This is a genomic window from Paractinoplanes atraurantiacus, assembly GCF_900215205.1.
Classification (GTDB): Bacteria; Actinomycetota; Actinomycetes; order Mycobacteriales; family Micromonosporaceae; genus Actinoplanes; species Actinoplanes atraurantiacus.
This window is the reverse complement of the sequence record NZ_OBDY01000008.1, coordinates 151,290-176,788: the sequence shown is the minus strand read 5'-3', so window position 1 is coordinate 176,788 and position 25,499 is coordinate 151,290. Positions and strand designations below refer to the sequence as shown.

Annotated in this window: 19 protein-coding genes; 15 read left to right on the top strand and 4 right to left on the bottom strand. The window is 68.9% G+C overall.

Annotation, left to right across the window (positions count from 1 at the left end; genetic code table 11):
• Positions 1-122 precede the first annotated feature (122 nt).
• Positions 123-1,052, bottom strand: coding sequence for a hydroxymethylbilane synthase (gene hemC / locus CRP55_RS20380; RefSeq protein WP_097321699.1), 930 nt, complete (start codon positions 1,050-1,052; stop codon positions 123-125).
• A gap of 1,719 nt (positions 1,053-2,771) precedes the next feature.
• Here hemC and CRP55_RS20375 point away from each other — a divergent pair.
• The gene (locus CRP55_RS20375) at positions 2,772-3,611 is read left to right on the top strand and encodes an NYN domain-containing protein (RefSeq protein WP_218854643.1); all 840 of its coding nucleotides are present in this window, start codon (positions 2,772-2,774) and stop codon (positions 3,609-3,611) included.
• On the opposite strand, the gene CRP55_RS20370 is transcribed toward CRP55_RS20375, so the two are convergent.
• Entirely contained in the window at positions 3,608-4,744 is a 1,137-nt protein-coding gene (locus CRP55_RS20370; protein ID WP_097321698.1) for a hypothetical protein, read from the bottom strand. The genes CRP55_RS20375 and CRP55_RS20370 overlap by 4 nt on opposite strands.
• Before the next feature lie 75 nt (positions 4,745-4,819).
• Positions 4,820-5,251, bottom strand: coding sequence for a hypothetical protein (locus tag CRP55_RS20365; protein ID WP_245923210.1), 432 nt, complete (start codon positions 5,249-5,251; stop codon positions 4,820-4,822).
• Positions 5,252-6,006: 755 nt separating this feature from the next.
• Between CRP55_RS20365 and CRP55_RS20360 the strand changes: the two genes are divergently transcribed.
• The 11 genes from CRP55_RS20360 (at position 6,007) to CRP55_RS20310 (ending at position 19,367) form a co-directional block, all read left to right on the top strand.
• A complete protein-coding gene (locus CRP55_RS20360) occupies positions 6,007-8,787 on the top strand; it encodes a carbohydrate-binding protein (RefSeq protein ID WP_097321696.1) in 2,781 nt (926 codons plus the stop codon).
• A 72-nt stretch (positions 8,788-8,859) separates the two neighbouring features.
• Positions 8,860-10,563 (top strand): ThuA domain-containing protein, encoded by a 1,704-nt coding sequence (locus CRP55_RS20355; RefSeq protein ID WP_097321695.1) that lies wholly within the window; start codon positions 8,860-8,862, stop codon positions 10,561-10,563.
• A 10-nt stretch (positions 10,564-10,573) separates the two neighbouring features.
• Positions 10,574-11,716 carry an inositol-3-phosphate synthase gene (locus CRP55_RS20350; RefSeq protein WP_097321694.1) on the top strand — a complete coding sequence of 381 codons (1,143 nt, stop codon included), beginning with the start codon at positions 10,574-10,576 and terminating at the stop codon, positions 11,714-11,716.
• Positions 11,703-12,539: an SCO3242 family prenyltransferase gene (locus CRP55_RS20345; RefSeq protein WP_097321693.1), complete on the top strand. Its 837-nt coding sequence runs from the start codon at positions 11,703-11,705 to the stop codon at positions 12,537-12,539. Before CRP55_RS20350 ends, CRP55_RS20345 begins: the two co-directional genes overlap by 14 nt.
• On the top strand, positions 12,536-13,363 hold the full coding sequence (locus CRP55_RS20340) for a sugar phosphate isomerase/epimerase family protein (RefSeq protein WP_097321692.1): 828 nt from the start codon (positions 12,536-12,538) through the stop codon (positions 13,361-13,363). Before CRP55_RS20345 ends, CRP55_RS20340 begins: the two co-directional genes overlap by 4 nt.
• Positions 13,347-13,919, top strand: coding sequence for an EboA domain-containing protein (locus CRP55_RS20335; RefSeq protein ID WP_097321691.1), 573 nt, complete (start codon positions 13,347-13,349; stop codon positions 13,917-13,919). The genes CRP55_RS20340 and CRP55_RS20335 overlap by 17 nt, the downstream gene beginning before the upstream one ends.
• The gene (locus tag CRP55_RS20330) at positions 13,919-14,770 is read left to right on the top strand and encodes a TatD family hydrolase (protein WP_097321690.1); all 852 of its coding nucleotides are present in this window, start codon (positions 13,919-13,921) and stop codon (positions 14,768-14,770) included. The genes CRP55_RS20335 and CRP55_RS20330 overlap by 1 nt, the downstream gene beginning before the upstream one ends.
• Positions 14,770-15,870, top strand: a complete 1,101-nt coding sequence (eboE, locus tag CRP55_RS20325) for a metabolite traffic protein EboE (protein ID WP_097321689.1) — start codon at positions 14,770-14,772, stop codon at positions 15,868-15,870. The genes CRP55_RS20330 and eboE overlap by 1 nt, the downstream gene beginning before the upstream one ends.
• On the top strand, positions 15,867-17,237 hold the full coding sequence (locus CRP55_RS20320) for an alkaline phosphatase family protein (RefSeq protein WP_097321688.1): 1,371 nt from the start codon (positions 15,867-15,869) through the stop codon (positions 17,235-17,237). The genes eboE and CRP55_RS20320 overlap by 4 nt, the downstream gene beginning before the upstream one ends.
• On the top strand, positions 17,234-18,292 hold the full coding sequence (locus tag CRP55_RS20315; protein ID WP_097321687.1) for a polyprenyl synthetase family protein: 1,059 nt from the start codon (positions 17,234-17,236) through the stop codon (positions 18,290-18,292). Before CRP55_RS20320 ends, CRP55_RS20315 begins: the two co-directional genes overlap by 4 nt.
• A gap of 223 nt (positions 18,293-18,515) precedes the next feature.
• Positions 18,516-19,367, top strand: a complete 852-nt coding sequence (locus tag CRP55_RS20310) for an NAD(P)H-binding protein (RefSeq protein ID WP_097321686.1) — start codon at positions 18,516-18,518, stop codon at positions 19,365-19,367.
• Positions 19,368-19,554: 187 nt separating this feature from the next.
• Here CRP55_RS20310 and CRP55_RS20305 read toward each other — a convergent pair whose 3' ends face one another.
• The gene (locus CRP55_RS20305) at positions 19,555-21,474 is read right to left on the bottom strand and encodes a copper resistance CopC family protein (RefSeq protein WP_097321685.1); all 1,920 of its coding nucleotides are present in this window, start codon (positions 21,472-21,474) and stop codon (positions 19,555-19,557) included.
• A 144-nt stretch (positions 21,475-21,618) separates the two neighbouring features.
• Between CRP55_RS20305 and CRP55_RS20300 the strand changes: the two genes are divergently transcribed.
• The 3 genes from CRP55_RS20300 to CRP55_RS20290 all read left to right on the top strand — a co-directional run bounded on the left by CRP55_RS20300 (position 21,619) and on the right by CRP55_RS20290 (position 25,496).
• Positions 21,619-23,412, top strand: coding sequence for an immune inhibitor A domain-containing protein (locus tag CRP55_RS20300; protein ID WP_179855261.1), 1,794 nt, complete (start codon positions 21,619-21,621; stop codon positions 23,410-23,412).
• Between the two features lie 73 nt (positions 23,413-23,485).
• Positions 23,486-25,183 (top strand): AbeC-like domain-containing protein, encoded by a 1,698-nt coding sequence (locus CRP55_RS20295; protein WP_097321684.1) that lies wholly within the window; start codon positions 23,486-23,488, stop codon positions 25,181-25,183.
• On the top strand, positions 25,176-25,496 hold the full coding sequence (locus tag CRP55_RS20290; protein ID WP_097321683.1) for a hypothetical protein: 321 nt from the start codon (positions 25,176-25,178) through the stop codon (positions 25,494-25,496). Before CRP55_RS20295 ends, CRP55_RS20290 begins: the two co-directional genes overlap by 8 nt.
• The last annotated feature ends 3 nt before the right edge of the window (positions 25,497-25,499 follow it).

Sequence of the window (25,499 nt, the reverse complement as noted above, 5' to 3'; positions counted from 1 at the left end):
GCTCCAGACCACCTTTCTCCACGATTACCCCGAACACGCCGGCACAGGGAACCACCCCCGCGCAACACGGCGGGGGCAAGACTACGTGATCTTGTTTGGCATTGCCTGGGAACGGGACCGCCTCAATGCGGGATCCCGTCGATCAGCCCACGAGCCCCTTGCCTGAGCAGCGCCAGCGCCACAGCAACACCCAGAGTAACCGGATCGTCGTCGGTCTCGAAGGCTTCCAGCACCCGCTTGCCGTCCGGCGAGAAGACCCGCCCGCGCAGCGACAGCCGCCCGCCCGCCTCACTGACCGCGTACCCGGCGATAGGACTGTTGCAGTGCCCTTGCAGCACATGAAGCAGCATCCGCTCGGCCGCGGTCTCCCGCCAGACGTCCGGATCCCCCAGCGTTCCGGCCGCTTCAAGCGTCGCCACATCATCGGCCCGGCACTGAAGCCCGAGCACCCCCGCCCCGATCGGCGGGCACATCACGTCGACGGACAGCACCTCGGTGATCCGCTCCGGCTGCCCGATCCGCTCCAGCCCCGACACCGCCAAGAGCAGAGCATCGACTTCCCCCGCATCGAGCTTGGCCAGCCGGCTGTTGGCGTTCCCCCGCAGAGGCACGGCTTCCACCTGCGGAAACTCACGCCCCAGCTGAGCCACCCGCCGAACCGCCGAAGTCCCGACCCGCGCCCCCGCGGGCAGCTCGGCCAGGCGTACCCCCACGGGGTTGACCAAAGCGTCCCGAATGTCATCCCGAGCGAGATAGGCAGCAAACACGGTCCCCGCCGGCACAGGCCGATCCCCCGGCACGTCCTTCATGCAGTGCACCGCCAGATCAATCCGCCCGTCCACCAGAGCCCGATCGATCTCTTTGGTGAACGCCCCCTTGCCGCCAAGCTCGGACAGAGCCCCCGCCCACCGATCCCCACTTGTGGTGAACGCCACAACCTCAGTCACCACATCGGGCCGCTTGACCGCCAGCTCCCCCCGAACCCGCTCAACTTGAGCCAACGCCATAGGCGACGACCGACTACCAATCCGAACAAGCTGCTTCGCAGGCATCAATCCACCCTAATCGCCCACCCAACCCAGCCCCGACCGGCCCGCCGCCACGAGCGCAACGGTCGACGTCGCCGTCACGGCGGCGCCTTGAGGCGAGTCGACGCCCTCACCCGTCGTGCTCTGCCGTCCGCGGCATCGAGACTTGCCGGTGCGCCATAGATATCGGCCACCAGATGTCAGACCTGCCCGGCCCAACCGCTCAGAATCGACTTGGCCTGACGAAGGACGCGACATCATCGCCCGTGGGAACAGACCACCCGTACTGAGTGCCCTCGCCGTCTCACTCACCCCGGCCGCAACCATCGCCGCTCTGCTGTCGGCGTAGGAGTTCCGGCCCAGAGCCACCTACACCCCCGGGTACAACAACGACATCGACGCGCGCCAGCTCAGCGGCGTGCCAACAACGAAGGCGCCGCCAGCACGCAGAGATCGCCTACCACGGAGAGCACATGTGCCAAGCAACGGTATCCGGATCTGCCGAGAGGAGTGCACTCGATCTCGTCGGCGAATTCAACCCTTGCGGGCAGCTACTGCGGCAAGAATCCTTCTTGACTCGAGCTTAGTTTGACATGCGCGTTGCCTAAGTATTCCTCCAATGCTATAAATGCGAAATGTTGTCACGTAGCGCTGTATCCGCAGTAGCCCAGTCTGTCGCACGAGCCGAGCAAAGGCTTCTTCGGCGCATTACAGACGACCGTGACTCGGAAGAGCCAGCGATGTCTTCGACTCTCTCAAATCAGCTAGAGTCCCTTGTTGAGGAAGCCACGGATGAGGGGGTAAATCTTAAGATTCGCGTACTCGACTCGGCAGGCGCCAATTCTTCGGAGTCGCTGCTGGGTGCAGATTTATGCGCTGTCTTAGATATCGAGGTGGCCCCTCAGGTTCGTGTTCGCAAAGGGTTTCTCGTTCAAGCGAAGAGATCGGGATACTCTGGGCTCACATACGCGCCGCCGAACCAAGCATCAAAAGATTATAGCCACTGGCTGTGGCGTCCGGATGCGTTGATGGACGAAAGCGGCGTCGTAGCACTCACCACTCCTCCTAAGCTACTGGCAACCCAGTGCAGGGATATGTTGAATGTGACGCCAGCATCATTCGTCTGGATCTATGGAAATCACCCAGTCGCGGTAGTAGGGGCCAAGCCTATACTCGAGCTATATGCTCGACCTAGGAGGTCCCCGCCGATTGAACTAGGAACGAAGCGCCTCGATGACTTCATGGTAAACGCCTTGGATTGCTTCATTGGAGATCCGGCGATCATAGCGTGGAATACTGAGTCGCTCCTGCAGCAATGTGTCTTAAGGCGCGCGCGTTTCGGTGCACTATTCACCGTAGATCTTCCACGCCGGTTCGGTGAAGATTGACCGAACGGCCACCTCGATAAATCGTGGCAGGGTGCTCAAAACTGGTAGGTGTTAGTACACAGTTCCAAAAGACGCAATGCTTCGTTGCATTCTAGACCTCGTTCTGTGTGCTACTTAACGAGCGTGCTCTCATGCCGCCGACCGCGTGGCGGCGGTGGCGAGCAGTCGCGCCGGGTGGAACAGGCCGAGACAGGACGACGCACGCCGTGCCGGTGGACGGATGCCTCGATGGCTTTCGGGGCGAGCTTGTCCTGGCCACGCTGAGGACATCGTCGTCGGTGTTGGCTTCCGGTGGGCGGTCTCGGTCTCGGAGTCGTGGCATTCTGTGCAGGTGAGGCCTAAGTGCTCCCTCTATGTGGATGTCGGTTACCTGCTCAGTGCTGCGGCCGTCCGGGTGACGGGGACGTCGCTGCGTAACGGGATTCGGGTCGACTACGAGTCGCTGATTGACGAGCTCGTTCATCAGGCCGAGAAGCTGTCGGAACTGCCGGTGCTGCGCGTGCATTGGTACGACTCTGCGCGAGACGGCGTACCTGACACACAACAGCAGGCGATCGGGGAGCTGTCCAACGTCAAGTTGCGGCTCGGCCGGTTCGGCGTGGAAGGTCAGCAGAAAGGCGTCGATCTGCGCATTGGACTCGATCTTGTCGCACATGCGCGTAACGGAGTCGCCGAAGTCTTCATCCTCGTCTCCGGCGACGATGACCTGACCGAGGCTGTCGAGGAAGCCCAGCTACACGGTGTGCAGGTCTTCCTGCTTGCCGTTCCTAATGCCGACGACAAGCCCCATGGCGTCAGCCGGCATCTGGTCCGGGCGGCTGACGGCCTCAAAATCGTCTTTCCCGACACCATCGACCGTACGGTGGCGAAGGTCGAGGTGTCTCCGGCGGCTGCATCGCAAGGCAGGCAGCCCGAAATCAGCGGTACGCTCAAGGACCTCGCCGCCGCTGAGGTCACCGACCAGATCGAGTCGGTGGCCAGCAGGGTTCTGACGACTTTCCTCAGCTCCGCCAGTGCGGAGGAGTTAGCGGCAGTCACGATCGGCAAGCCATCAATTCCCCGAGACGTCGACAAAGCATTGCTGACCGATCTATCGGATCGCCTCGGTGTCATCGACTTGGACGAGGCCGTCCGGCACAAGCTCAGGGCGCAGTTCTGGGCGCAATTCGACGAGGCGTACGGATCGGAAGACTAGGGTTTGATCGCTGGGGAGGGGAGCCTCGCGACTGTGGCCATATGGCGCATGACTGGGATCGGGATGCCGGGATTGCGGGCGGCATGTTTCGCACTGCGCGTGTTGAGCAGCAGTGTCATCAAGGTGCCCGCCGATATCGAGGGGTTGAGCCAGGCTCGCATGCGGACGCGTTGATCGGTGTCGGCGGCGAGCCGTCGCAGCGATTCCGGCGAGAGGCGGTGGTCCTCGGCGGCGGCTCTGCGCACGATCGGGTCGGGATCGTGGCTGAACTGCTCGGCGACTGCGCTCGTGGAGGTCGGGTCGGCGAGGGCGAGGATTCGCATACGAGGGTTGGCATCGTCCGCATAGCGGAGCAACCCGTCCCGGGGGAAGTTGGGATGGGTGAGCGGCCGGCCGGGGAACGACAGGCTCCCTTCCCACCACGCAGCCACCTCCAGGAGCATCTCCGGCGGAGCGTCGTCGCATGACTCGGCCAGGAAGAGCCGCACGATGCGGTCCTCGTCATGGGCGAGAGTCGCCACTACGTCGGCGGGCAGGCGCGGTGCCCGTGCGACGCTTCGCCGGACCAGCAGCTTCGGCGAGGCGGCGAGCCGGCGCATGGCGTCGACGTTCTCGTGGAGGGCGCCGATCCACCAGAGCGCAGTCGTGACTTCGGCCGGTTCAATGTCCGGAACCTCGGCCGCCATCGCCTCGATTTCCTCCGGCGTCCGAGGCGGCATGGCGTCAGGATGCGGAGCACTGCCAACCCCACGGCCACCGCGGGAGCGTCGTCGAGCGGCCATCTGCTCCGCCGCCAGCTCCGCGAACATGTCGCGTTGCCCCGGATCCGACGTGGCGCCGATCAGCCTGTCCCACTGCTCAGCGGAAAGCCGGCCGGACTCAGCAGCGGCGGCGCGCACCGGCGCGGCGTCGTGGACGACCGCAGCATCCATGACCCCCACAGGAAGGTCTTCCCGGTAAAGAAAGCCTGTCTCGCCGAAATCCAACAGCCCGAGAAGCACGTCCTCAGGCGCCGAGCGGTTGAATCCAAGCCCAAAAAGCCAGCTGACGGCCACTGGCCGCTCAAGGTCGGCGGTAGCCAACAACCTGCCCCAAGCCCCGTCACGAACCTCGCCAGCATGTATCTCAGTCATCAACTGAAGACTAGAAGACCGGAACGTTGGACCATCGGCTGACCCGACCCCCCGAGAGCCGGGCCGCTGGACCAGTCAAGTTCGGTGGGTGGCCAGGGCCGGCGTCTCGGAGGAAGGGAACAGCCGGCTGTCGGCTACCGCGGCGACGATCTGCGGGTCGAGCAGCCAGGCGATGCCCTCGTTGACGCCCGCGTAGAGGGTGAAGAGACGCGGCACTACACCGGCCTCCTCGAGCAGGTCGTTGATGACAGCGAGGGGCCGGATGGTCGCCGTCTCCCAGTCGAGATCCCTTCTCACCTCTTCCGGCGCCCAGACGACACAGATGCGGTCATTGATCGCGACGACATACTCGCCTTCGATGTCGCCGACCATCGGGCGATTAACATTCTCGAGCCGCAGATCGACGCCGTAAGAGCGGAGGGCCGGAGCCATCACCGCCAGCTCACGTACTACTCCGCCCTCGGCGAGACTCTCCCCGTCCACCCAGAACCAGTTGAAGTCCTGCAACTCCTCATGGAGCCGAAACGGGTACTCACCTGACGCGACTCTCTTCCGCGCCCCAACAGCGCGGTCCTCAGGCAGCCGCTGCCACATCCCCAGCGCTTGGAGCGTCTCAGCAAGCTCAACCCATCGATCATCCACACCCTCATCATGCCGCCCGTCGCCCCACAACCTCACTCGCGCCGAACAAGCCTTGAGCACGCAAGCCGCCCTTGCCCCAACCCTAGCAACCGGCCTGGAATTGCCGCCCAGCCCCTCCCCCAGCGTGCCTGCCTGACCGACTACCCTCCCCGCACCACAGCGCGGCAGCGAACAGCACCCCACCCGAACCGCGCGGTGACCGCGAGCCGAACCACCCACCCAGCAGCCAGTGACCCTAGACCTGGCAGTTACAAGCTCCCCCGCAAGGTCGGGGGCGGAGGGTGCCCACTCACGGCGTAAAGCGCTCCCCAGCCAGCCGTGAGTGGGCACCCTCCGCCCCCGACCGTCCACCGCAAGCAAGTCCAACCCACTCAGCCCTCACCGGAAGGGGCCGAGAAGCACACAGCTCCGACGAGTAATCGCGCCACCACCGAGATGGACTTTCGACGGATGACGTAAAAGTTTAAGACGGTCGATCCAAAAGTCTGGACACAGACGACACGAACTTCCTAACGTGAGCAGCACTACGGGAATGTTTCCGGCAGATGTCCCCCTCGCTCATCCCCAAGTAAGGAAGGGACTCCGTGAACCATCGAACCCGAATCCATCGATTAACAGCGATGGCTTCCGCCACCCTCCTCCTCTCCCTGGCGGCCGCCGCCCCAGCGTCCGCTGTCATCAACCCCGCCGACTTCCAGCAGGTCACCCTGGCCAAGGGTGTCGCCGAGACCGGCGAGCCCATCGGCCTGGCCGTGCTGCCCGACCGCTCGGTTCTGCACACCTCCCGGGACGGCACCGTCCGGCGCACCGACGCCGCCGGCGCCACCTCTGTCGTGGGGACCATCCCCGTCTACACCCACGACGAGGAGGGCCTGCAGGGCGTCGCCGTTGACCCCGGCTTCGTCACCAACCGGCAGATCTTCCTGTTCTACGCCCCTCCTCTCAGCACCCCCGCCGGCGACGCCCCCGCCACCGGCACCGCCGCCACCTGGCAGACCTGGGCCGGCGTCAACCGCCTGTCGCGGTTCACCCTCAACGCCGACTTCAGCATCAACATGGCGTCGGCCGTGACCGTCCTCGAGGTCAAGACCGACCGGGGCATGTGCTGTCACGTCGGCGGTGACATGGACTTCGACGCCGCCGGCAACCTCTACCTGTCGACCGGCGACGACTCCAACCCGTTCGACTCGGCCGGCTATTCGCCGATCGACGAGCGGACCAACCGCAACCCGGCGTACGACGCTCAGCGCAGCGCCGGCAACACCAACGACCTGCGCGGCAAGATCCTGCGGATCAAGGTGAACGCCAACGGGACGTACTCGATCCCCGCCGGTAATCTCTTCGCCCCTGGCACCGCCAACACCCGGCCCGAGATCTACGCCATGGGCTTCCGCAACCCGTACCGGATCAGCGTCGACAAGGCCACCGGCCACGTCTACGTCGGCGACTACGGTCCGGACGCCGGCACCACCTCGGCCACCCGCGGCCCGTCCGGTCAGGTGGAGTTCGACCGGGTCACCGCCCCGGGCAACTTCGGCTGGCCTTATTGCACCGGCACAAACACGGCCAACGAGACGTACAACGAGTGGGATTTCGCGGCCAACACCGGTGGCGCCAAGTACAACTGCACCGGCGGCCCCACCAACAATTCGTTCCGCAACACCGGTCTGACCACGCTGCCGCCGGCTCAGCCGGCCTGGATCCGGTACGCCGGTGACGCCGGTTCCCCGCCCGAGTTCGGCGGCGGCTCCGAGTCACCCATGGGCGGCCCGGTCTACCGCTACAGCGCCGGCAACTCCTCCACGACCAAGTTCCCGCAGTCGTTCGACGGCCAGTTCTTCGCCGCCGAGTTCGGCCGGGGCTGGATCAAGCCGATCGTGGTCAACGCCAACGGCACCCCGGGCGCGATCGACACGTTCCCGTGGAACGGCAAGCAGGTCATGGACTCGGCGTTCGGGCCGGACGGCTCGCTCTACGTCCTCGACTACGGCACCGGGTATTTCAACGGTGACGCCAACTCGGCGCTGTACCGCTACGACTACGTCGCCGGGGCCAACCGCGCTCCGACCGCCGTCGCCAACGCCACGCCCACGTCCGGGGCCGCTCCGCTCACTGTCGCCTTCTCCTCGGCGGGCAGCAGCGATCCCGAGGGTGGCGCCCTGACGTATTCGTGGGCCTTCGGGGACGGCACAACGTCAACATCGGCCAACCCGACCAAGACGTACGCCACCAATGGCTCCTATTCGGCGACGCTGACCGTGCGTGACCCGCAGGGCGCGACCGGCACCGCCAGCGTCCCGGTGACCGTCGGCAACACCGCGCCGACAGTCACCATCACCACCCCCGCCTCCGGTCAGCTCGTGTCGTTCGGCGACAGCGTTCCGTGGAGCGTCACCGTCACCGACCCCGAGGACGGCACGATCGACTGCTCGAAGGTCACCATGGCCTATGTGCTCGGCCACGACCAGCACGGGCATCAGATCACGTCGCAGACCGGCTGCTCCGGCACCATCGCGATCCCCACCGACGGTGAGCACGACGACGCCGCGAACATTTTCCCGATCTTCGACGCGTCGTACACCGACAAGGGCGGGCTGACCACCCACGCGCAGCACATTCTCCAGCCGCGCAAGCGCCAGGCCGAGCACTTCAAGACGTCCTCCGGCGTCAACAAGTTCACCAAGGCCACAGCCGAGGGCGGCCAGACGGTCGGCGACATCAACAACGGCGACTGGATCCAGTTCGACCCGTACAAGCTGAACAACGCCACCTCCTTCACGGCCCGGGTCTCCTCGGCCGGCAGCGGCGGCACGTTCCAGGTCCGTACGGGTTCGCCGACGGGCACGGTCATCGGGTCGGCCACTGTCGCACCGACCGGTTCGTGGGACACCTTCGTCAACGTCACGGGCACGATCTCCGGCGCCCCGGCCGGAACGACCTCGCTCTACCTGACCTTCGCCGGTACGGGGACGGGCGCGCTCTACGACGTCGACAGCTTCACCTTCAGCACGGCGAACCTGCTGTCGCTGAACAAGCCGGCCACGGCGTCCAGCGCCGAGAGCGCCACCTATCCGGCCTCGGCGGCGGTCGACGCCTCCACCACGACGCGGTGGTCGAGCGCGTTCTCCGATCCCCAGTGGATCCGGGTCGACCTGGGCAGTTCTCAGGCGATTTCCCGGGTACGGCTTCAGTGGGAGGCCGCTTACGCGTCGGCCTACCAGATCCAGACGTCGGCCGACGGCAGCACCTGGACCACGGTCCGCTCGGTGACCGCCGGCGACGGCGGGGTCGACGACCTGACCGGTCTCAGCGCGCAGGGACGCTACGTCCGCGTCAACGGCACGACCCGGGCCACCGCCTGGGGTTACTCCCTCTTCAACTTCGAGGTGTACGGCAGCTGACCTTCCCCGCAAGAAGGTGGGCGCTCGTCCCCCCACGCGGGCGCCCACCCTCCCCCTAGCAAAGGAGGTTCCATGCGCAAGCTCCTGGCAGGCGCGATGGCCCTGACCGCCATCGCCGCCTGCACATTCACCGCGTCGAGTGCGAACGCCGCCGACGCGCCGTACGACGTTCTGGTCTTCTCCAAGACCGCTGGTTTCCGGCACGACGCGATTCCGGTCGGCATCCAGACGATCCGGAATCTGGGCGCCGCCAACAACTTCACGGTCACCGCGACCGAGGACGCGGCCGCCTTCACCACGGCCAACCTGGCCCAGTACGAGGCGGTGGTCTTCCTCAACACCACGGGCGACGTCCTCAACGCCACACAGCAAACGGCTTTCGAGTCGTACGTGCGTGGCGGCGGCGGATATACGGGTGTGCACGCGGCGGCCGACACCGAGTACGACTGGCCGTTCTACGGCCAGTTGGTCGGCGCGTACTTCCACTCGCACCCGGCCATCCAGCAGGTCACCTCGCGGGTCGAGGACCGGGCCCACGCGAGCACGGCCCACCTGCCGCAGTCGTGGACGCGCACCGACGAGCTCTACAACTACCGGACCAACCCGCGCAGCACCTCACACGTGCTGGCCACGCTGGACGAGTCGACGTACTCGGGCGGCAACATGGGCGCCGACCACCCGATCGCCTGGTGCAAGACGGTCGACTCCGGACGGTCCTGGTACACCGGCTTCGGGCACACCCAGGAGTCGTACGCGGACGGGAATTTCCGCAGTCATCTGCTCGGCGGCATCCGCTACGCGGCGGGCCGGGCCAAGGCCGACTGCCGCCCCGAGACCGGCTACACGCCGATCTACAACGGCAGCACGACCGGGTGGACGCAGGCCGGGCCGGGCAGCTTCACCAACACGGACGCGACCCTCACCTCGACCGGCGGGATGGGCCTGCTCTGGTATTCGGCGCGGCAGTTCACCTCGTACTCGCTGAAGGCCGATTGGCGTCTGACCGGCGACAGCAACTCGGGCATCTTCGTCGGCTTCCCCAACCCGAACAACGACCCGTGGGTGGCGGTCAACCAGGGTTATGAGGTGCAGATCGACGCCACCGACGCGGCCGACCGCACCACCGGCGCCATCTACACCTTCAAGTCGGCCGACCTGGCCGCCCGCGACGCCGCGCTGAACCCGCCCGGCGAGTGGAACACCTACGAGCTGCTCGTCGAGGGCCAGCGGATCCGGGTCTACCTGAACGGCCGGCTCATCAACGACTTCACCAACACCGACCCGGCCCGCAACCTGGACGGCTACATCGGCCTGCAGAACCACGGCACCGGCGACACGGCCGCCTTCCGCAACGTGCGGGTCAAGGACCTGAGCGTGGCGCCGCCGGCGTCGAACGTGGCCCTGAACAAGCCGGCCACCGCGTCCAGCGTCGAGAACGCGAGCTACCCGGCCTCGAACGCGGTCGACAGCTCGGCGACGACCCGCTGGTCGAGTGCGTTCAGCGACCCGCAGTGGATCCGGGTGGACCTCGGCGCCACGTACACGGTGTCGCGTGTGCGCCTGCAATGGGAAGCCGCATACGGGTCGGCGTACCAGATCCAGACCTCGGCCGACGGCACCACCTGGACCACCGTCAAGTCGGTGACAGCGGCCAACGGCGGCGAGGACGACCATCCGGGTTTGAGCGCGCAGGCCCGGTATGTGCGGATCAACGGAACGGCGCGCGGGACCCAGTGGGGCTATTCGCTCTACAACTTCGAGGTCTACGGCAACTAGGAGGCATGTGATGACGACCGGCGTGTGGTTGATCGGAGCTAGAGGATCTGTGGCGGTGACCAGCATGGTCGGGGCCACCGCACTACGCGCCGGGCTCGCCGAGCCGCTCGGCTGCGTCACCGAGCTGCCGGCACTGGCCAGCAGAGCCGTCCCCGGCCTGGGCGAGCTGGTGTTCGGTGGCCACGACATCAGCGACATCACCCTGGAGAAGAAGGTCGAGGACCTGGTCGCCGCCGGCGTGCTCCCCGCGGGCCCGGCGGCGGCCGTCGCCGACCAGTTGCCGGCCTTGCAGCGCGAGCTGCGGCCGGTACCGACGGCGGCGACCCAGCTCGAGGTGGCCCGCCTCATCGCCGAGGACATCGACGATTTCCGGCGGCGGCGCGGCCTGGAGCGGGTGGTGGTCGTCAACGTCTCCTCGACCGAGCCGGCCGCGGCTCCCCATCCGGCTCACAGCGATCTTGCTTCTTTGGAGGAGGCGCTCGCATCGTCGGGCGTCGTCCTTCCGCCGAGCTCGCTTTATGCGTACGCCGCCTTCACCGCCGGCTGCGCGTACGTGGACTTCACCCCGTCCACCGGCACACGCCTTCCCGCGTTGCGCGAGTTGGCCTCGCAAACGGGGCTGCCGTACGCCGGCCACGACGGCAAGACCGGCGAGACCCTCGTGAAGTCGGTGCTGGCGCCCATGTTCGCCATGCGCAACCTGCGCGTGCGGACGTGGGCCGGCACCAACCTGCTCGGCGGCGGCGACGGCGCCAACCTGGCCGACCCGGCGGCCAACGCGGCCAAGGCCGGAAGCAAGCAGCGGGTGCTGGCCGAGACCCTCGGCTACCAGCCGCAGGGCAGCAGCCACATCGAATACGTCGACGACATCGGCGACTTCAAGACGGCCTGGGACCTGATCACCTTCAGCGGCTTCCTGGGCACCCGCATGCGCATGGAGTTCTCCTGGCACGGCTGCGACTCGGCCCTGGCCGCACCCCTGATCCTCGACCTGGCCCGCCTCACCGCCGCCGCCCACGCCGCGGGCCGCAGCGGCCCGCTCACCGACCTGGCGTTCTTCTTCAAGGACCCGATCGGCGAGGTCCCCCACGCCCTGCCGGACCAGTGGGCCCGCCTGGTGAACTTCGTGCGAGGCCTCGATGGGGCTGCGTGATCTGGCCGAACTGGTCCGGGCACCGGCCGCGCTGTCGGTACCGGGTGACACCGTGGCGGGCGCGGCGGCGGCCGGTGGACTTCGGCGGTCCACGCCGGGGCTGATGGCGGCCTCGGTATGCCTCTACTGGGGTGGGATGGCCGCCAACGACTGGGCCGACCGTGAGCTCGATGCCCGCGAACGCCCGGAACGGCCGATCCCCTCCGGCCGGGTCACACCGCGGCAGGCGCTGCTGACAGCGGCGGGACTCACCGCGGCCGGGGTCGGGCTGGCCGCACTGGCGGGTGGACGGCGAGCCCTCGCGGTCGCCGCCCCGCTGGCCGCCGCGGTCTGGGCCTACGACGTCTGGGCGAAGAACACGCCCGCCGGCCCGGCCGTGATGGCCGCCTGCCGGGGCCTCGACGTGCTGCTCGGCGCCAGCGGCGGCCACGTGAAGCGGGCCGTGCCCTCCGCGCTGACCGTGGCGGCCCACACCTACACGGTCACGGCCCTGTCGCGGCACGAGGTCTCCGGCGCGACCCCCGCTCTGCCGCTGGCGACGCTGGCCGGGACGCTGAGTCTGGCCGCCACGACCGTGGGCTCGTCAGTCGCCGCCGGATCACTGGCCGCCTGGTACGCGGTCGGCTACGGCGGCGCGCAGGCCCGCGCCGCCGCCGACCCTTCAGCGGGGCGGATCCGGGCCGCTGTCGGGGCCGGCATCACCGATCTGCCGCAGCTTCAGGGCGCTCTCACCGCCCGGGCCGGCTCCCCCGCGTACGGCCTCGGGCTCGCTCTTGTCGCGCCTCTGGCCCGGCGCCTGGCCCGAAAGGTCTCGCCCACATGAGATTCGGCTATGGAACCAACGGCTTCGGCAACCATCGGCTGCCGGAGGCGCTCGCCGTCATCGCCGACCTCGGCTACGACGGGGTCGCGCTGACCCTCGACACCAACCATCTCGATCCCTTCGACGCCGATCTGGCCCGGCGCACCGCCGCCGTCGCCGCCGAGCTCCAGCAGCGCAACCTGGCCGTGGTCATCGAGACCGGCGCCCGCTATCTGCTCGACCCCTGGCGCAAGCACTCACCCACCCTGATGGACGACGATCCGGCGCTGCGGCTGGAATACCTCAGACGGGCCGTGCGGGTCGGCGCCGACCTGGGCGCCGAGGCCGTCTCCTTCTGGGCCGGCATCGGACAGGCCGAGCATTGGGGCCGTCTCGTCGACGGCTGCCTCGAAATCGTCGATGTCGCCGCCGGCCAAGGGGTCACCCTCGGCTTCGAGCCCGAGCCGGGCATGCTCGTCAACGACATCGCCGACTGGCGCCGGTTGTACGCCGATCTGGGTGAGCCGCCGAACTTCGGCATCACGCTCGACATCGGCCACTGCCGCTGCCTGGAGCCGATCCCGGTCGCGGACTGTGTCACGGCCGTGATGGATCACCTGGTCAACGTGCAGATCGACGACATGCGGCGCGGCGTGCACGAGCATCTGGAGTTCGGCACCGGCGAGATCGACTTCCCGCCCGTGCTCAAAGCACTGGCCCCCTATCAGGGCCTCATCTCGGTGGAGCTGCCCCGGCACTCGCACGCCGCGCCGGCGATCGCCGCGCAGTCGCTCGACTTCCTGCGGAACGCGGCCAAGGAGGCTTCGAATGACCACATTGGATGACCTGCACGCGAAGCTCGACGGCAACGAGCGGCTCGCCGCCGACCTGAAGCGCGTCAACGGCGATCCGGGCGCGGTCGCCGCGCTCTTCCCGGCCGCCGGCCGCAAATACGGGCGCGAGCCGCTGACCGACGGCTGGTCGACCGACGAGGCGGCCCGGGCCCTGCTGCTGGCCGCCGTGCCTCCCGAGCAGGTCGGCGACATCTACCGCTACGGGGACACAGCCGAGAAGCTCGCCGTTCTGAAAGCGTTGCCGCTGCTGCCCATCGGCCCCAGCGCCGTCCCGCTGCTGGAGGACGCGCTGCGCACCAACGACACGCGGCTCGTCGAGGCCGCGCTCGGCCCGTACAGCGACCACCTCGACCAGGAGGCGTGGCGGCAGGCCGTGCTCAAGTGCGTCTTCATGGGCGTAGCTCTCAACAAAATCAATCGCCTGTCCGAGCGGGCGGACCCGGAGCTCGGCGCGATGCTCCGCGCCTTCGCCGACGAACGCCACGCCGCCGGCCGCGACATGCCACCCGACGCCCTCGCCCTGCTCGATCAGCTGAAGGAGGCCTGATGCGCATCTTCGATCCGCACATCCACATGACCTCGCGCACCACCGACGACTACCAGCGGATGGCCGACGCCGGGGTGCGGGCGGTGGTGGAGCCCGCGTTCTGGCTCGGCCAGCCGCGCACGAATCCCGGCTCGTTCACCGACTACTTCGACTCGATCATCGGGTGGGAGCCGTTCCGGGCTTCGCAGTTCGGCATCCGCCATCACGCGACGATCGCGCTGAACCCCAAGGAGGCCAACGATCCGCGCTGCCGGCCGGTGCTCGACCTGCTGCCGCGCTACCTGGCCAAGGACGGGGTGGTCGCGGTCGGCGAGATCGGGTACGACTCGATGACGCCGGCCGAGGACGAGGCGTTCTCGGCGCAGCTGGCCCTCGCCCTCGACCACGACCTGCCGGCCCTGGTCCACACGCCGCACCGGGACAAGGCCCGTGGCACCCAGCGCAGCATCGACGTCATCAAGGAGTCGGGCATCGACCCGGGCCGGGTCGCCCTCGACCACCTCAACGAGGTGACCGTCGACGCCGCCCGCGACGCCGGGGTCTGGATCGGCTTCTCCATCTACCCGGACACGAAGATGTCGCCCGATCGCATGGTCGAGATCCTTCGTAAGCACGGGACGGAGCGCGTGCTCGTCAACTCGGCCGCCGACTGGGGAAAGTCCGATCCGCTGCTCACCGTGCGCACGGCCGAGGCGATGCTGGCCGGTGGCTTCTCGGCCGAGGACGTCGACCAGCTGTTGTGGCAGAACCCGGTCGCCTTCTACTCGCAGTCGGGCCGGCTCGACCTGTCGGACGTCGACGGGGCCGAGGCCACGTTCGCCGGCAACTCGATCCTGCGGGGAGGCAGCTGATGCATCTGAGCTACTGCACCAACGTGCATCCGGCCGAGGACCTCGACGGCATCATCGGCCAGCTCGACACCTACGCCCTGCCGATCCGGCGGCGCCTCGGCTCGGACGTGCTCGGCCTCGGCCTGTGGCTGGCCGCGCCGGCCGCCTCGGCGCTCGCCGGCGATCCCACTTCGAGACGAAAACTTCGGCGAGAGCTTGATGTACGGGGTCTGGAGGTGGTCACCCTCAACGGTTTCCCGTACGAGGCGTTCCAGGCCCCCGTGGTCAAGCATGCCGTCTACCACCCCGACTGGACCGAGCGGGAACGCCTGGATTACACGCTCGACTGCGCGCGGGTCCTGGCCGACCTGATGCCGGACACGGCCACCTACGGTTCCGTGTCGTCGCTGCCGCTGGCCTGGCGCACCCCGTGGGACTCCGAGCGAGCGGCCGCGGCCACCCGGCATCTGGACGACCTGGCCCGCGGCCTCGACCGGATCGCGGGCGAGACCGGCCGGACCATCAAGGTCGGCTTCGAGCCGGAACCGGGCTGCCTCGTCGAGAACACCACGCAGGCCGCCGAGCTGCTGGCCAAGGTGGACACTCGGTGGCTGGGTGTCTGTCTCGACCTCGCGCACCTGGCCTGCGCCTGGGAGAAGCCGGCCGAGGCGCTCGACCGGCTGCGCCGGGCCGGCATCCCGGTGGTGAAGACCCAGGTGTCGGCCGCGCTGCAGGCCGACGATCCGCTTGCGGCCGAGGAGGTGCTGAGGTCGTACGCCGAGAAACGCTTTCTGCATCAGACCCGCTCGGCCGAGGGCGGGTCGGCCGATGACCTGGACGAGGCGCTCGACCTCCGGCTGCCGGGGCCGTGGCGGATCCACTACCACGTGCCGCTGCACGCGGAGCCCGAGGCACCGCTGACGTCGACCGTGCCGGTGATCCGGGAGGCGCTGTACGAGCTGCTGACCGCGCCCGGCGAGCGCTGCGAGCACTTCGACGTGGAGACGTACACCTGGGGTGTCCTGCCGGAGTCACAACGGCCGAAAGATGAAGCGGGGTTGGCCGACGGCATCGCGGCCGAGCTCGCCTTCGCCCGCGACCTGATGGCGGTGAATCGATGAGCAAGCTGCTGGTGCTCGACGTGGTCGGGCTGACCCCGCGCCTGCTGGCGCACATGCCGCGGCTGAAAGCCGTTGCCGGGCAGGGCTTCCAGGCCGAGCTCGGCACCGTGCTGCCGGCGGTGACCTGTTCGGCCCAGTCCACGTTCCTGACCGGGGCGCTGCCGAGCGAGCACGGCATCGTCGGCAACGGCTGGTACTTCCGGGAGCTGGGCGAGGTCTTCCTCTGGCGGCAGCACAACGCGCTGGTCGGCGGCGACAAGATCTGGGACGACGCCCGGCGGCTGCGGCCGGACTACACGGTGGCCAACGTCTGCTGGTGGTACGCGATGGGCGCCCGGGTCGACTGGACCATCACGCCGCGCCCGATCTACCGCGCGGACGGCCGCAAGGAGCCGGACTGCTACACCTATCCCCCGTCGCTGCACGACGAGCTGCCCGAGTTCCCGCTCTTCACCTATTGGGGGCCCGGCGCGGGCATGCCGTCCTCGCAGTGGATCGCCGACGCCGCCCGGCACATGCTGAAGACCAAGCAGCCCGACCTGACGCTGGTCTACGTGCCGCATCTGGACTACGACCTCCAGCGCTTCGGCCCTTCGGCGCCCCAGGCGCCGGCGGCCGCGGCCGAGCTCGACAAGGTGCTGACGCCTCTGCTGGACGACGCGGCGGCCAAGGGCACGACCGTGGTGGTGCTGTCCGAGTACGGCATCACGGACGTGAGCCGGCCGGTCGACATCAACCGCCTGCTGCGCAAGGAAGGGCTCCTGGAGGTCTACACCCAGGACGGCATGGAATATCTGGATCCGTGGGTCTCGCGCGCCTTCGCCGTGGCCGACCACCAGGTGGCCCACGTCTACGTCCGCGACCAGGCCGACGTCGCGGCGGTGGCCAAGCTCTGCGCGACCCTGCCCGGCGTCGACCAGGTCCTCGAAGGCCCGGACAAGGCACGGTACGGGCTCGACCACGACCGGGCCGGTGACCTGGTGCTGGTGGCCGAGCCGGACTCCTGGTTCACCTACTACTACTGGCTGGACGACGCGCACGCTCCCGACTTCGCCCGGGTCGTCGAGATCCATCGCAAGCCCGGCTACGACCCGGCCGAGCTGTTCTTCGACCCGGCCAACCCGGCCGCGGCCAAGCGGCGCGCGGTCACGGCGGTGGCCCGTAAGAAACTGGGTCTGCGCTACGTGATGGACGTGGTCGGCCTCGACGCCGGAGCCCAGGCGGTGCGCGGCTCGCACGGCCGGCTGCCCGACGATCCCGACGACGGTCCTGTGTTCCTGTGCTCCGACCCCTCGCTCGCCCGCAAGGAGATCGCCGCCACGGAGGTGAAGGCCCTGTTGCTGGAACTCGCGGGGCTGGCGTCATGACGCTCCAGGCGACACGCCGGCCCCTCAGCCAACGGTTCGACACCGCCCTGGCCGAGTTCATCGACCGCCAGGACCCGGCGTGGCCCGACGGCGCCCCGCGCGGCGCGCTCGACTCGCTGCGCCGCTTCGTGCTGGCCGGCGGCAAGCGGCTGCGCCCCACCTTCGCCTACTGGGGCTGGCGCGGTGGCGGGGGCGAGGACTGCCCCGAGGTGATCCGGGCCGCGGCGGCGCTGGAGCTGTTCCACGCCTTCGCGCTCATCCACGACGACATCATCGACGGCAGCGACCGCCGCCGGGGCCAGCCGTCGATGCACCGCCTGTTCGCCACCGTCCACGACCGGCACGCCTGGCGCGGCGACTCGCTCGCCTTCGGCCGCAACACCGCACTGCTCTGCGGCGATCTGTGCGCGGCCTGGGCCGAGCAGATGTTCCACGAGTGCGGGCTACCACCGAGGCAGATTCACCAGGGGTACGCGGCCTTCGCGCTCATGCGGACCGAGGTCATCGCCGGGCAGTATCTCGACCTGGTCTCGGGGGTCGGCGACGGCTCGGTGGCGAGCGCCCTCACGGTGATCCGCATGAAGTCGGCCCGCTACACGGTGACCCGCCCGCTGCAGATCGGCGCGTGCCTGGCCGGCGCGCCGCGCTCGCTGTCGGCGTCGTTCACCGAGTTCGGCGACCCGCTGGGCGACGCCTTCCAACTGCGCGACGACGTCCTGGGCGTCTTCGGCGACCCCGCGGTCACCGGCAAGTCCACACTGGACGACCTGCGCGAGGGCAAGATGACGGTGATGATGGCCCTGGCCCGCGACGCCGCCGACCGCGACCAGGCGGCCCGCATGTCCGAGCTGTTCGGCGACCCGGCCCTGGACGCCGAGGGAGCCGAGGAGCTGCGCTCCATCATCCGGGAGACGGGCGCGCTCGACCGCATAGAGCAGATGATCCGCGTGCGGGCGCAGGCGGGCCTCACCGCGCTGGAAGCGGCGCCACTGCCCGATTTCGTCCGCTCGGCCCTGGCCGACCTGGCCGCCGCCGCAGTCGACCGCACCACCTGACGGAGCACGCCCACCGCGCCGGACCAGCCGTCGCGGTGGGCATCTCACGGCCTGCCACGCGACCTGTCTCCGCGGATCTCGACCGCGCGGTGGCGCCGCCGGTCCCCAGAGCCCGCTCACGCGGATCTGAATGATTGCGGCCGTGAGCTGACCTGATTGATTCGTAGCGTCGACTCCGAGCCGGGCACTCCGCTCGGGGACTACGAAGAGATTCGGATCGCTGATGACGATTCTGGTAACGGGCGCCACCGGAGCGGTCGGGCGCAACCTGACCAGTGCCCTGGCGAGCGCCGGGGAGCAGGTACGCGCGGTGAGTCGTCAACCGCGGGAGGCCGGGCTCCCGAAAGGCGTCGAGGTGGTCGGCGCCGACCTGACCGCGTCCTCGGCGTTGACCGCGGATCTGTTCGACGGGGTCGACCGGATGTTCGTCTTCCCGATCGATCACGGCGTCGACGATCTCGTCGCCGCCGCGGTGACCGGCGGAGTACGCAGGTTCGTGGTGCTGTCGTCGCTCGCCGCCGCCGGCGAGTTCGCGCGCGACATCGGCTCGGCCAGCCACACCCACCATCTGGCGGTGGAACGGGCGGTGACGTCGCGAACCGGCGCCTGGACCATCCTGCGGCCGGGGACGTTCGCCAACAACTTGCTCTCATGGGCGTGGGCCATCAAGGCCGGGATGCCGATCCGGGCGCCGTTCATCCACTCCGCGCAGGCGCCGATTCACGAGGCCGACATCGCCGACGCTGCCGCCGCCGCACTGCTGAATGACGGGCACCAGGGCCGGATCTATCCGCTGACCGGCCCGCAGTCGCTCACCCGCATCGACCAGGTCGCCGCGCTCGGGGCCGGCATCGGCCGCGACATCCCGCTCGTGGAGATCAGCCCGGACGAATTCCGTGCGGACGTCGCGCAGTTCATTCCCGAGGGCATCATCGCCATGCTGCTCAACTACTGGTCGGACACGGTGACCGAGCCCGACCGGGTCCGGCCCGGCGTCCACGACCTCACCGGGCGGCCGGGCCGCACCCTCGAACAGTGGGCCCGCGACCATCGCGCCGCCTTGACCACCACCTGACCGCATCGGGTCGCGGTCGAGAAGACCCGGGGCGGGCGGACAGTTTCGCTGGCGGTCCAGGACGGTCTCGCCGTCGGCGACCCGACGCTGAGCGACGTGCCCGCCGATGCCACCGCAGCCCTCGTGCGCCGCTCATCCTGCGAGTGTGGAACCGGTTCTCGTCTGTTTGGAGTAGGGAGACAGGCGCTCAGTCGAGGTCGAGGGTGAACTCGGCGCGCTGGATCTTGCCGTCGACCTGGAATTCGAGGAAGGCGCGGTAGCGGGCGGCGGCCGGGATCGAGACGGCCACCTTGACGGCGCCGTCGGCGAGGTCGGCGTCGGGGTGGACATGGACGTAGCCCAGGTCGCCCTCGCGGAGGATGACGAGGTGGCCGTACGAGCCCAGGTAGCGCTCCAAGCTCACCGGTGCGCCACCCCGGGTGACGCGGAACAGGACCGGAACGGTCGCGCCGGGCTTCGGCGAGCCCTCCATGGTGACGCTGAACGGCCCGGCCTGCGCGGTGGTGGCGGCGGGCGGCAGGTCGGTCTGCGGGCCGTCGCCGGGCACGTGGTGGTCGGCGCCGAGGACGAGCGGGACCTTGGCGCCGGCCGGGTTCTCGACGGTGAAGTCGGCGAAGATGCGGTAGGCGCCGGGCTTGGCCAGGGCCAGCGGCACGGACCACAGGCCGTCGGGCGCCATCGTGGGATGCAGATGCTGGAAGTTGGCCAGGTCACGCCCGATCACGACCAGATGCAAGGGCTTGTCGTGCACCACGGCGTAGCGGGTGGCCGGCTTCTTGTCGGCGCCCAGGATCCGGAACGTGTAGGTGGTGGTGGCCTTCGCCGCCTGCGAGCGATGAACCGGCTGGAGGGTGTAGCCGCCCGAGCTGATCGCCGTCCCGGACGCCTCGAGAGTGGCCGCCCCACCGCTGTGCTGATGCCCCGTGGCCACCGCCGCAGCCGCCGCGGGCGCCGGCGGCGAGGCCGGGGCTTCCGGCACCGCGGTCGACCGCCCCAGCGCGTAGCCTCCGATCAGCGCCACCACGACCGCACCGACCGCGAGCGGGCCCACCGGAATCGACCGCCGCCCGTCGCCGCCACCCGGCTCACGCTCGCCGTCGTCCGCCCTGCCCTCCGGTCCCCTGCCGTCCGGCCGGCCGCGGCCCGAAGCGTCACCCTCCGGCCGGCTCCCCTCTGAGGCTCCACCCTTCACCTGGCCCCCGCTGGAAGCTCCACCCTTCACCTGGCCCCCGCTGGAAGCTCCACCCTTCACCTGGCCCCCGCTGGAAACCACCTTCGACTGACCCCCGCCGGTAGCCGCGCCTTTCGACCGGCCTCGAGCTGAGGTCGCACCCTTCGACCGGCTCGCGCCGGAAGCGCGGCTCTTCGGCCAGTCGCGGGCCGGGGCTCGGCCCTTCGGCTGGTTTCGGCTCGCGGAACGGCCGCGGCTCAGGGCGGGCACCCGGCGCCAGAGCAGGAAGCCGGCCGCGGCGGCCACCGCCACCGCGGCGGCCAGCCAGATGAAAAGCCCGTTGCCGCGCTCGTCGGCGGGCGGGGCCGCGATCGGAGCGGCCGCGGAGGCGGGAGCCGAGACCGGCACCTCGCCCTGATCCCCGGACAAGCCGAGCGTGGCATCAGGCTGACCGGTCGGCGGCGTCCACCCGACGGGCGCGGCGGTCGCCGGTCCGGTGTACTTGAACGTCACTGAACCCCGTACGGGATCCCCGTCCGAAGCCTTTGACTGATAGTCCACCCGGTATTCGCCGGTGGCCGGCAGGTGGGCCACGCGGACCCGCGCCGGGTAGCCGGTCGTGTACTGGCGGGGCTCGAACTTGCCGTCGACCATGAAGTACTCGGTGACCGGCTTGTCGAGGGCTCGCGGCGCCGCGTGCTCCCAGCCGTTGTCGACCCGGCCGCCGCCCGGTGCGCTGATCGCGAAATAGGCGTTGTCCGGCACCTTCTCGGTGAAGAACAGCTCCACGCTGCCCAGCGGAGCACTGACCGTCGCCCCTTGGGCGGGCACGGACATGCCGAGCGTCCCGTGGGCCGCGGCCGGTGAGGGCGGCAGTCCGAACACGACGACGGCGACGGCGGCGAGCGCGAGCAGACCCCGGCGGAGCGGCTTCATCCTCCCATCCTCGGAGCCAGGAAGCTTTAGTCAAGACATCGAGAACTTTTTACTTCTCTGAAAAAAGCTAGGTCCCATTGCTACATAGAAATATCTAAGATTCTATGGCTCCACGGACATAGCTTTCTTGAAGGAGTGACCCTCTTGAGGAAGACATTCAGCGTCGCGCTGGCCGGCGCGGTGGTGGCGACCCTCATCGCCACGCCGGCCGGAGCGGCGCCCGCCGCCGGGCCCGACCGGGCCGACCGGGAACCCACCGCGTCGCTCGGCGAGGACAACCTCCCGCACCCGCTGGCCGACCAGCGGGAGGCGGAGCGCACCGAGGCCGTACGCAAGCTCATCGCCGGCCAGGTGACCACCGAGAAGAAGAACGGCTCCGAGGTCGTCAAGCTCGGCAAGGGCAAGTACGTCGAATACCGCAAGAAGGAGACGAAGACCGACCCGGTCCTCACCTTCCTGACCGAGTTCGGCGACGCCACCCTGCCGGCCACCGGCGGCACGGCCGGCCCCGTGCACAACCAGATCCCGCAGCCCAACCGGGCCGTCGACAACACGACGATCTGGCAGGCCGACTTCAACGCGGCGCACTACAAGCAGCTGCTGTTCGCCAAGAACAAGGAGTCGATGGCGAACTTCTACTACAAGCAGTCGGGCGGCCGGTACACGGTCGGCGGCGACGTCTCCGACTGGGTGAAGCTGCCCTACAACGAGGCCCGCTACGGCAGCAACGAGATCGCCGAGGACGACGGCTACTGGAACTACATCAAGGACAGCGCGACCGCCTGGTACGAGAGCCAGATCGCGGCCGGCAAGACCCCGGCCGAGGTCGCCGCGTACCTGAAGACCTTCGACGTCTGGGACCGTGACGACTACGACGACGACGGCGACTTCAACGAGCCGGACGGCTACGTCGACCACTTCCAGGCCATCCACGCCGGTGAGGGCGAGGAGGCCGGCGGCGGCGCCCAGGGCGAGGACGCGATCTGGTCGCACCGCTGGTACGCCTTCTCCGACCTGGCCGGCACCGCGGGACCGGCCGGCAACCTGGCCGGCGGCGTGCAGATCGGCGACACCGGCATCTGGATCGGTGACTACACGACCGAGCCGGAGAACGGCGGCCTCGGCGTCTTCGCCCACGAGTACGGCCACGACCTGGGCCTGCCCGACCTCTACGACACCGCCGGCGGCGACAATGGCACCGGCTTCTGGACGCTGATGTCGGCCGGCTCGTGGCTCGGCCGCGGCGCCCCGACGATCGGCTCGACGCCCGGCTACATGGGCGCCTGGGAGAAGATCTTCCTCGGCTGGTCCAACTTCGTGACGGTCAAGCCCGGCAAGAGCCAATACATCACCTTGGGTACGGCGGCGAACGGCGAGAGCAAGCTGCCGCAGGCCGTGGTGGTCCCGTTGGCCGACGGCTCCTACTACGCCGCCGAGTACCGCACGTACACCGGCTATGACGAGACCCTGAAGCTGGGCCCGTACAACTGGGGCTGGGCCGACACCAAGCCCGACTGGGCCGAGCGCTTCCCGTACCAGGACGGGCTTCTGGTCTGGTATGTCAACCCGGCCGCCGGCAACAACAACACGAGCCGTCACCCGGGCGTGGGCCTGAGCCTCCCGGTCGACGCCCGGCCGAAGCCGGTCGTCTTCCCGGACGGCGTGCTGCTGGGCAACCGCCGCCAGCCGTTCGACGCGACCTTCGGCCTCCAGTCGACCGACCCGGTCACGTTCCACCGCAACGGCGCCGCGGCTTCGGTGCCGCGTCAAAAGGCCATCCCGGTCTTCGACGACTCCGACCCGCTGCGCTACTACGACAGCACCAACCCGCAGGGCTCGGTGAAGGTCGCCGGCGCGGGCGTGAAGCTCGAGGTGAAGACCCAGATCACGGGCCCGCTCCCGCTGATGGTCCTCAAGGTGACACCGCCCAAGAAGTAACCGTCGGACCAGGCCGCGCCACCGCCCGAAAGGGGGTGGCGCGGCACTGACGATCGCCGATAGGTTGCCCGCCATGGGGGAACCGCAGCCGCCTTTGCTGAGCATGCCGTCCTATGTGCCGGGCACCACGCTGAACGACGCGACCCGGCAACTGTGCGGGGCGCCCTATCTGGATCCCGACTTCGCCAACGACGTGATCCGCGAGGTCGTCGAGGCGGAACGCAAGGCGGTGCCGCCGTCGTACGGCTTCGATCTCGATCCGGTCGTACGGCATTGTCTCCGCGCCCGTCGCCTGCTGCTGATCCGCTACGCGATCGTCACCGGGCTGCTGGTGATCGGCCTGTGCGCCGCCAGCGTCGCGACCGTCGGCTGGCTCGGGCTGTGCGCGGTCATCGTGTTCCTGCGCTCCTCGGCCTACAAGGAGCTGCCGCGCGGGGTCCGGATCGCCGGCCTGGCCGTGCTCGCCGGGCTCATCTTCTGCTTCCTCGGCTACCTGCTGCTCCAGGTCGTCGCGGCCAGCTTCCTGGCCGACCTCGGCCCCTCCTACTCCTCGTACTCGTACTCGTACTCCTCGCCCTTCTCCGGCAGCGTGGGTGCGTTCTTCGTGGGGGTGCCGATCGTGCTCGCGATCGGCATGTTCGTGACCTTGTTCCTGTCGCGGCGGCAGGCGTACGACATCCTCACCACCGAGCTGGCGCCGGGCATCCCGCCGGTCGTGCCGCGCGGGTTCAACGCGCGCGTCGAGTGGCGGCTCGGTGTGGTCGCGGCGATGCAGCGCGGCAACATCTGCGTGCAGGACACCGATCCGTACGCGGGCGCCGGTTTCATCGAGCACAGCTGGTCGTTCGCCATCACGCTGCGCCCCGCGTCCGGCGAGGAACGCATCGCCGTCGACACGGTCGCGCTCAACCAGCGGGTGCACGACGCGGTCATCGGTCTGCGCGACCAGAAACTGCGTGAGGGCGAGCGCATCCCGAACATCTACGTGGTGCCCTATGTGGCCGCCGACGGCAACCGCCGAGGCGACGACCCGCTGATCGACCCGCAGACCCGCACCCCGCGCACGATGGCCTCGGCCGAGACCATCCAGGCCATCATGGGCAGTCCGCAGGGCGGCCTGCGGCACTACCTGCGGGCGGTGATCCCGGCCAGCGGCAAGGAGATCCGCACCCCCGACGGCCGGCTCGTGCTCCCCGCGCAGGATTCGGGGATCGGCGTCACCGCGTTCATCCACCTGGCCGCCGAGGGCGGCATGCTCTACACCGAGTTCGTGTGCACGGTCATGCCGCAGGTGAAACCCCTCTATCAATTCGTCGACAACGTACGCCCGGAGCGCGTGCCCACCCACGCGCTGTCCGACACGCTGCGCAACTTCCTGCGCGACAACATCCTCGGCCCGGTCCACCTGGCCCGGCTCGGCTGGGACACGGTCCGGCTGCCGAGCCGGATGGCCCGTTCCGGCCGCAGCGCCGACGACTTCCGCTTCTACGACTACGGCGCCCACTTCAGCGTTCGCGAGCTGGCCTCACAGCGCCCGACCGTGAAGTTCATGCAGGTGCTCGACGCCGAGAAATACGTGAAGCTGCTCGACCGGGTGGTCAACGAGACGGTCCTCGACTACCTGGCCGAGCAGGGCGTCGACACGGCCGAGTTCCGCGCCGCGGTGGCGTCGGTCTCCATCGACAACGCCACCTTCTACGGCGGCCAGCAGAGTTTCGGCGGCCGCAACACCTTCACCCAGCACAACATGCCCGGAGGATCCCGTGCCTGAGCCGGAAATCAAGATCGGCACCATGAACGTCCACGGCGGACAGCAGAACATCGGCGGCCAGAACACGAACGTCCAGAACAACTACTACGCCGCGCCCGCCGAGGAGGTCCGCTCCCAGCTCGACGTCATCCGGGAGCAACACCCCCTCGACGTCCAGGCCATCGAAAGCGACCTTCAGGAGGGTACGCCGGAGGCCCGCACCCGCATCCAGACCAGGCTCCGAGCGCTCGCCGAGAGCGCCACCAGCACACGCACGGTGGTGGAGGCCGCCGCCGCGATCGGCGCGATCGTCGCTTCCCAGTGGCCGTTTTAGCGT

Bases quoted from the DNA above. Each gene is read 5' to 3' on its own strand.
- CRP55_RS20315 (WP_097321687.1), top strand. From the start codon at position 17,234: ATGACGCTCCAGGCGACACGCCGGCCCCTCAGCCAACGGTTCGACACC.
- CRP55_RS20340 (WP_097321692.1), top strand. From the start codon at position 12,536: ATGAGATTCGGCTATGGAACCAACGGCTTCGGCAACCATCGGCTGCCG.
- CRP55_RS20330 (WP_097321690.1), top strand. From the start codon at position 13,919: ATGCGCATCTTCGATCCGCACATCCACATGACCTCGCGCACCACCGAC.
- CRP55_RS20295 (WP_097321684.1), top strand. From the start codon at position 23,486: ATGGGGGAACCGCAGCCGCCTTTGCTGAGCATGCCGTCCTATGTGCCG.
- CRP55_RS20310 (WP_097321686.1), top strand. From the start codon at position 18,516: ATGACGATTCTGGTAACGGGCGCCACCGGAGCGGTCGGGCGCAACCTG.
- CRP55_RS20355 (WP_097321695.1), top strand. From the start codon at position 8,860: ATGCGCAAGCTCCTGGCAGGCGCGATGGCCCTGACCGCCATCGCCGCC.
- CRP55_RS20360 (WP_097321696.1), top strand. From the start codon at position 6,007: ATGGCTTCCGCCACCCTCCTCCTCTCCCTGGCGGCCGCCGCCCCAGCG.
- CRP55_RS20370 (WP_097321698.1), bottom strand. From the start codon at position 4,744: ATGACTGAGATACATGCTGGCGAGGTTCGTGACGGGGCTTGGGGCAGG.
- hemC (WP_097321699.1), bottom strand. From the start codon at position 1,052: ATGCCTGCGAAGCAGCTTGTTCGGATTGGTAGTCGGTCGTCGCCTATG.
- CRP55_RS20320 (WP_097321688.1), top strand. From the start codon at position 15,867: ATGAGCAAGCTGCTGGTGCTCGACGTGGTCGGGCTGACCCCGCGCCTG.
- CRP55_RS20305 (WP_097321685.1), bottom strand. From the start codon at position 21,474: ATGAAGCCGCTCCGCCGGGGTCTGCTCGCGCTCGCCGCCGTCGCCGTC.
- CRP55_RS20345 (WP_097321693.1), top strand. From the start codon at position 11,703: ATGGGGCTGCGTGATCTGGCCGAACTGGTCCGGGCACCGGCCGCGCTG.
- CRP55_RS20350 (WP_097321694.1), top strand. From the start codon at position 10,574: ATGACGACCGGCGTGTGGTTGATCGGAGCTAGAGGATCTGTGGCGGTG.
- eboE (WP_097321689.1), top strand. From the start codon at position 14,770: ATGCATCTGAGCTACTGCACCAACGTGCATCCGGCCGAGGACCTCGAC.
- CRP55_RS20335 (WP_097321691.1), top strand. From the start codon at position 13,347: ATGACCACATTGGATGACCTGCACGCGAAGCTCGACGGCAACGAGCGG.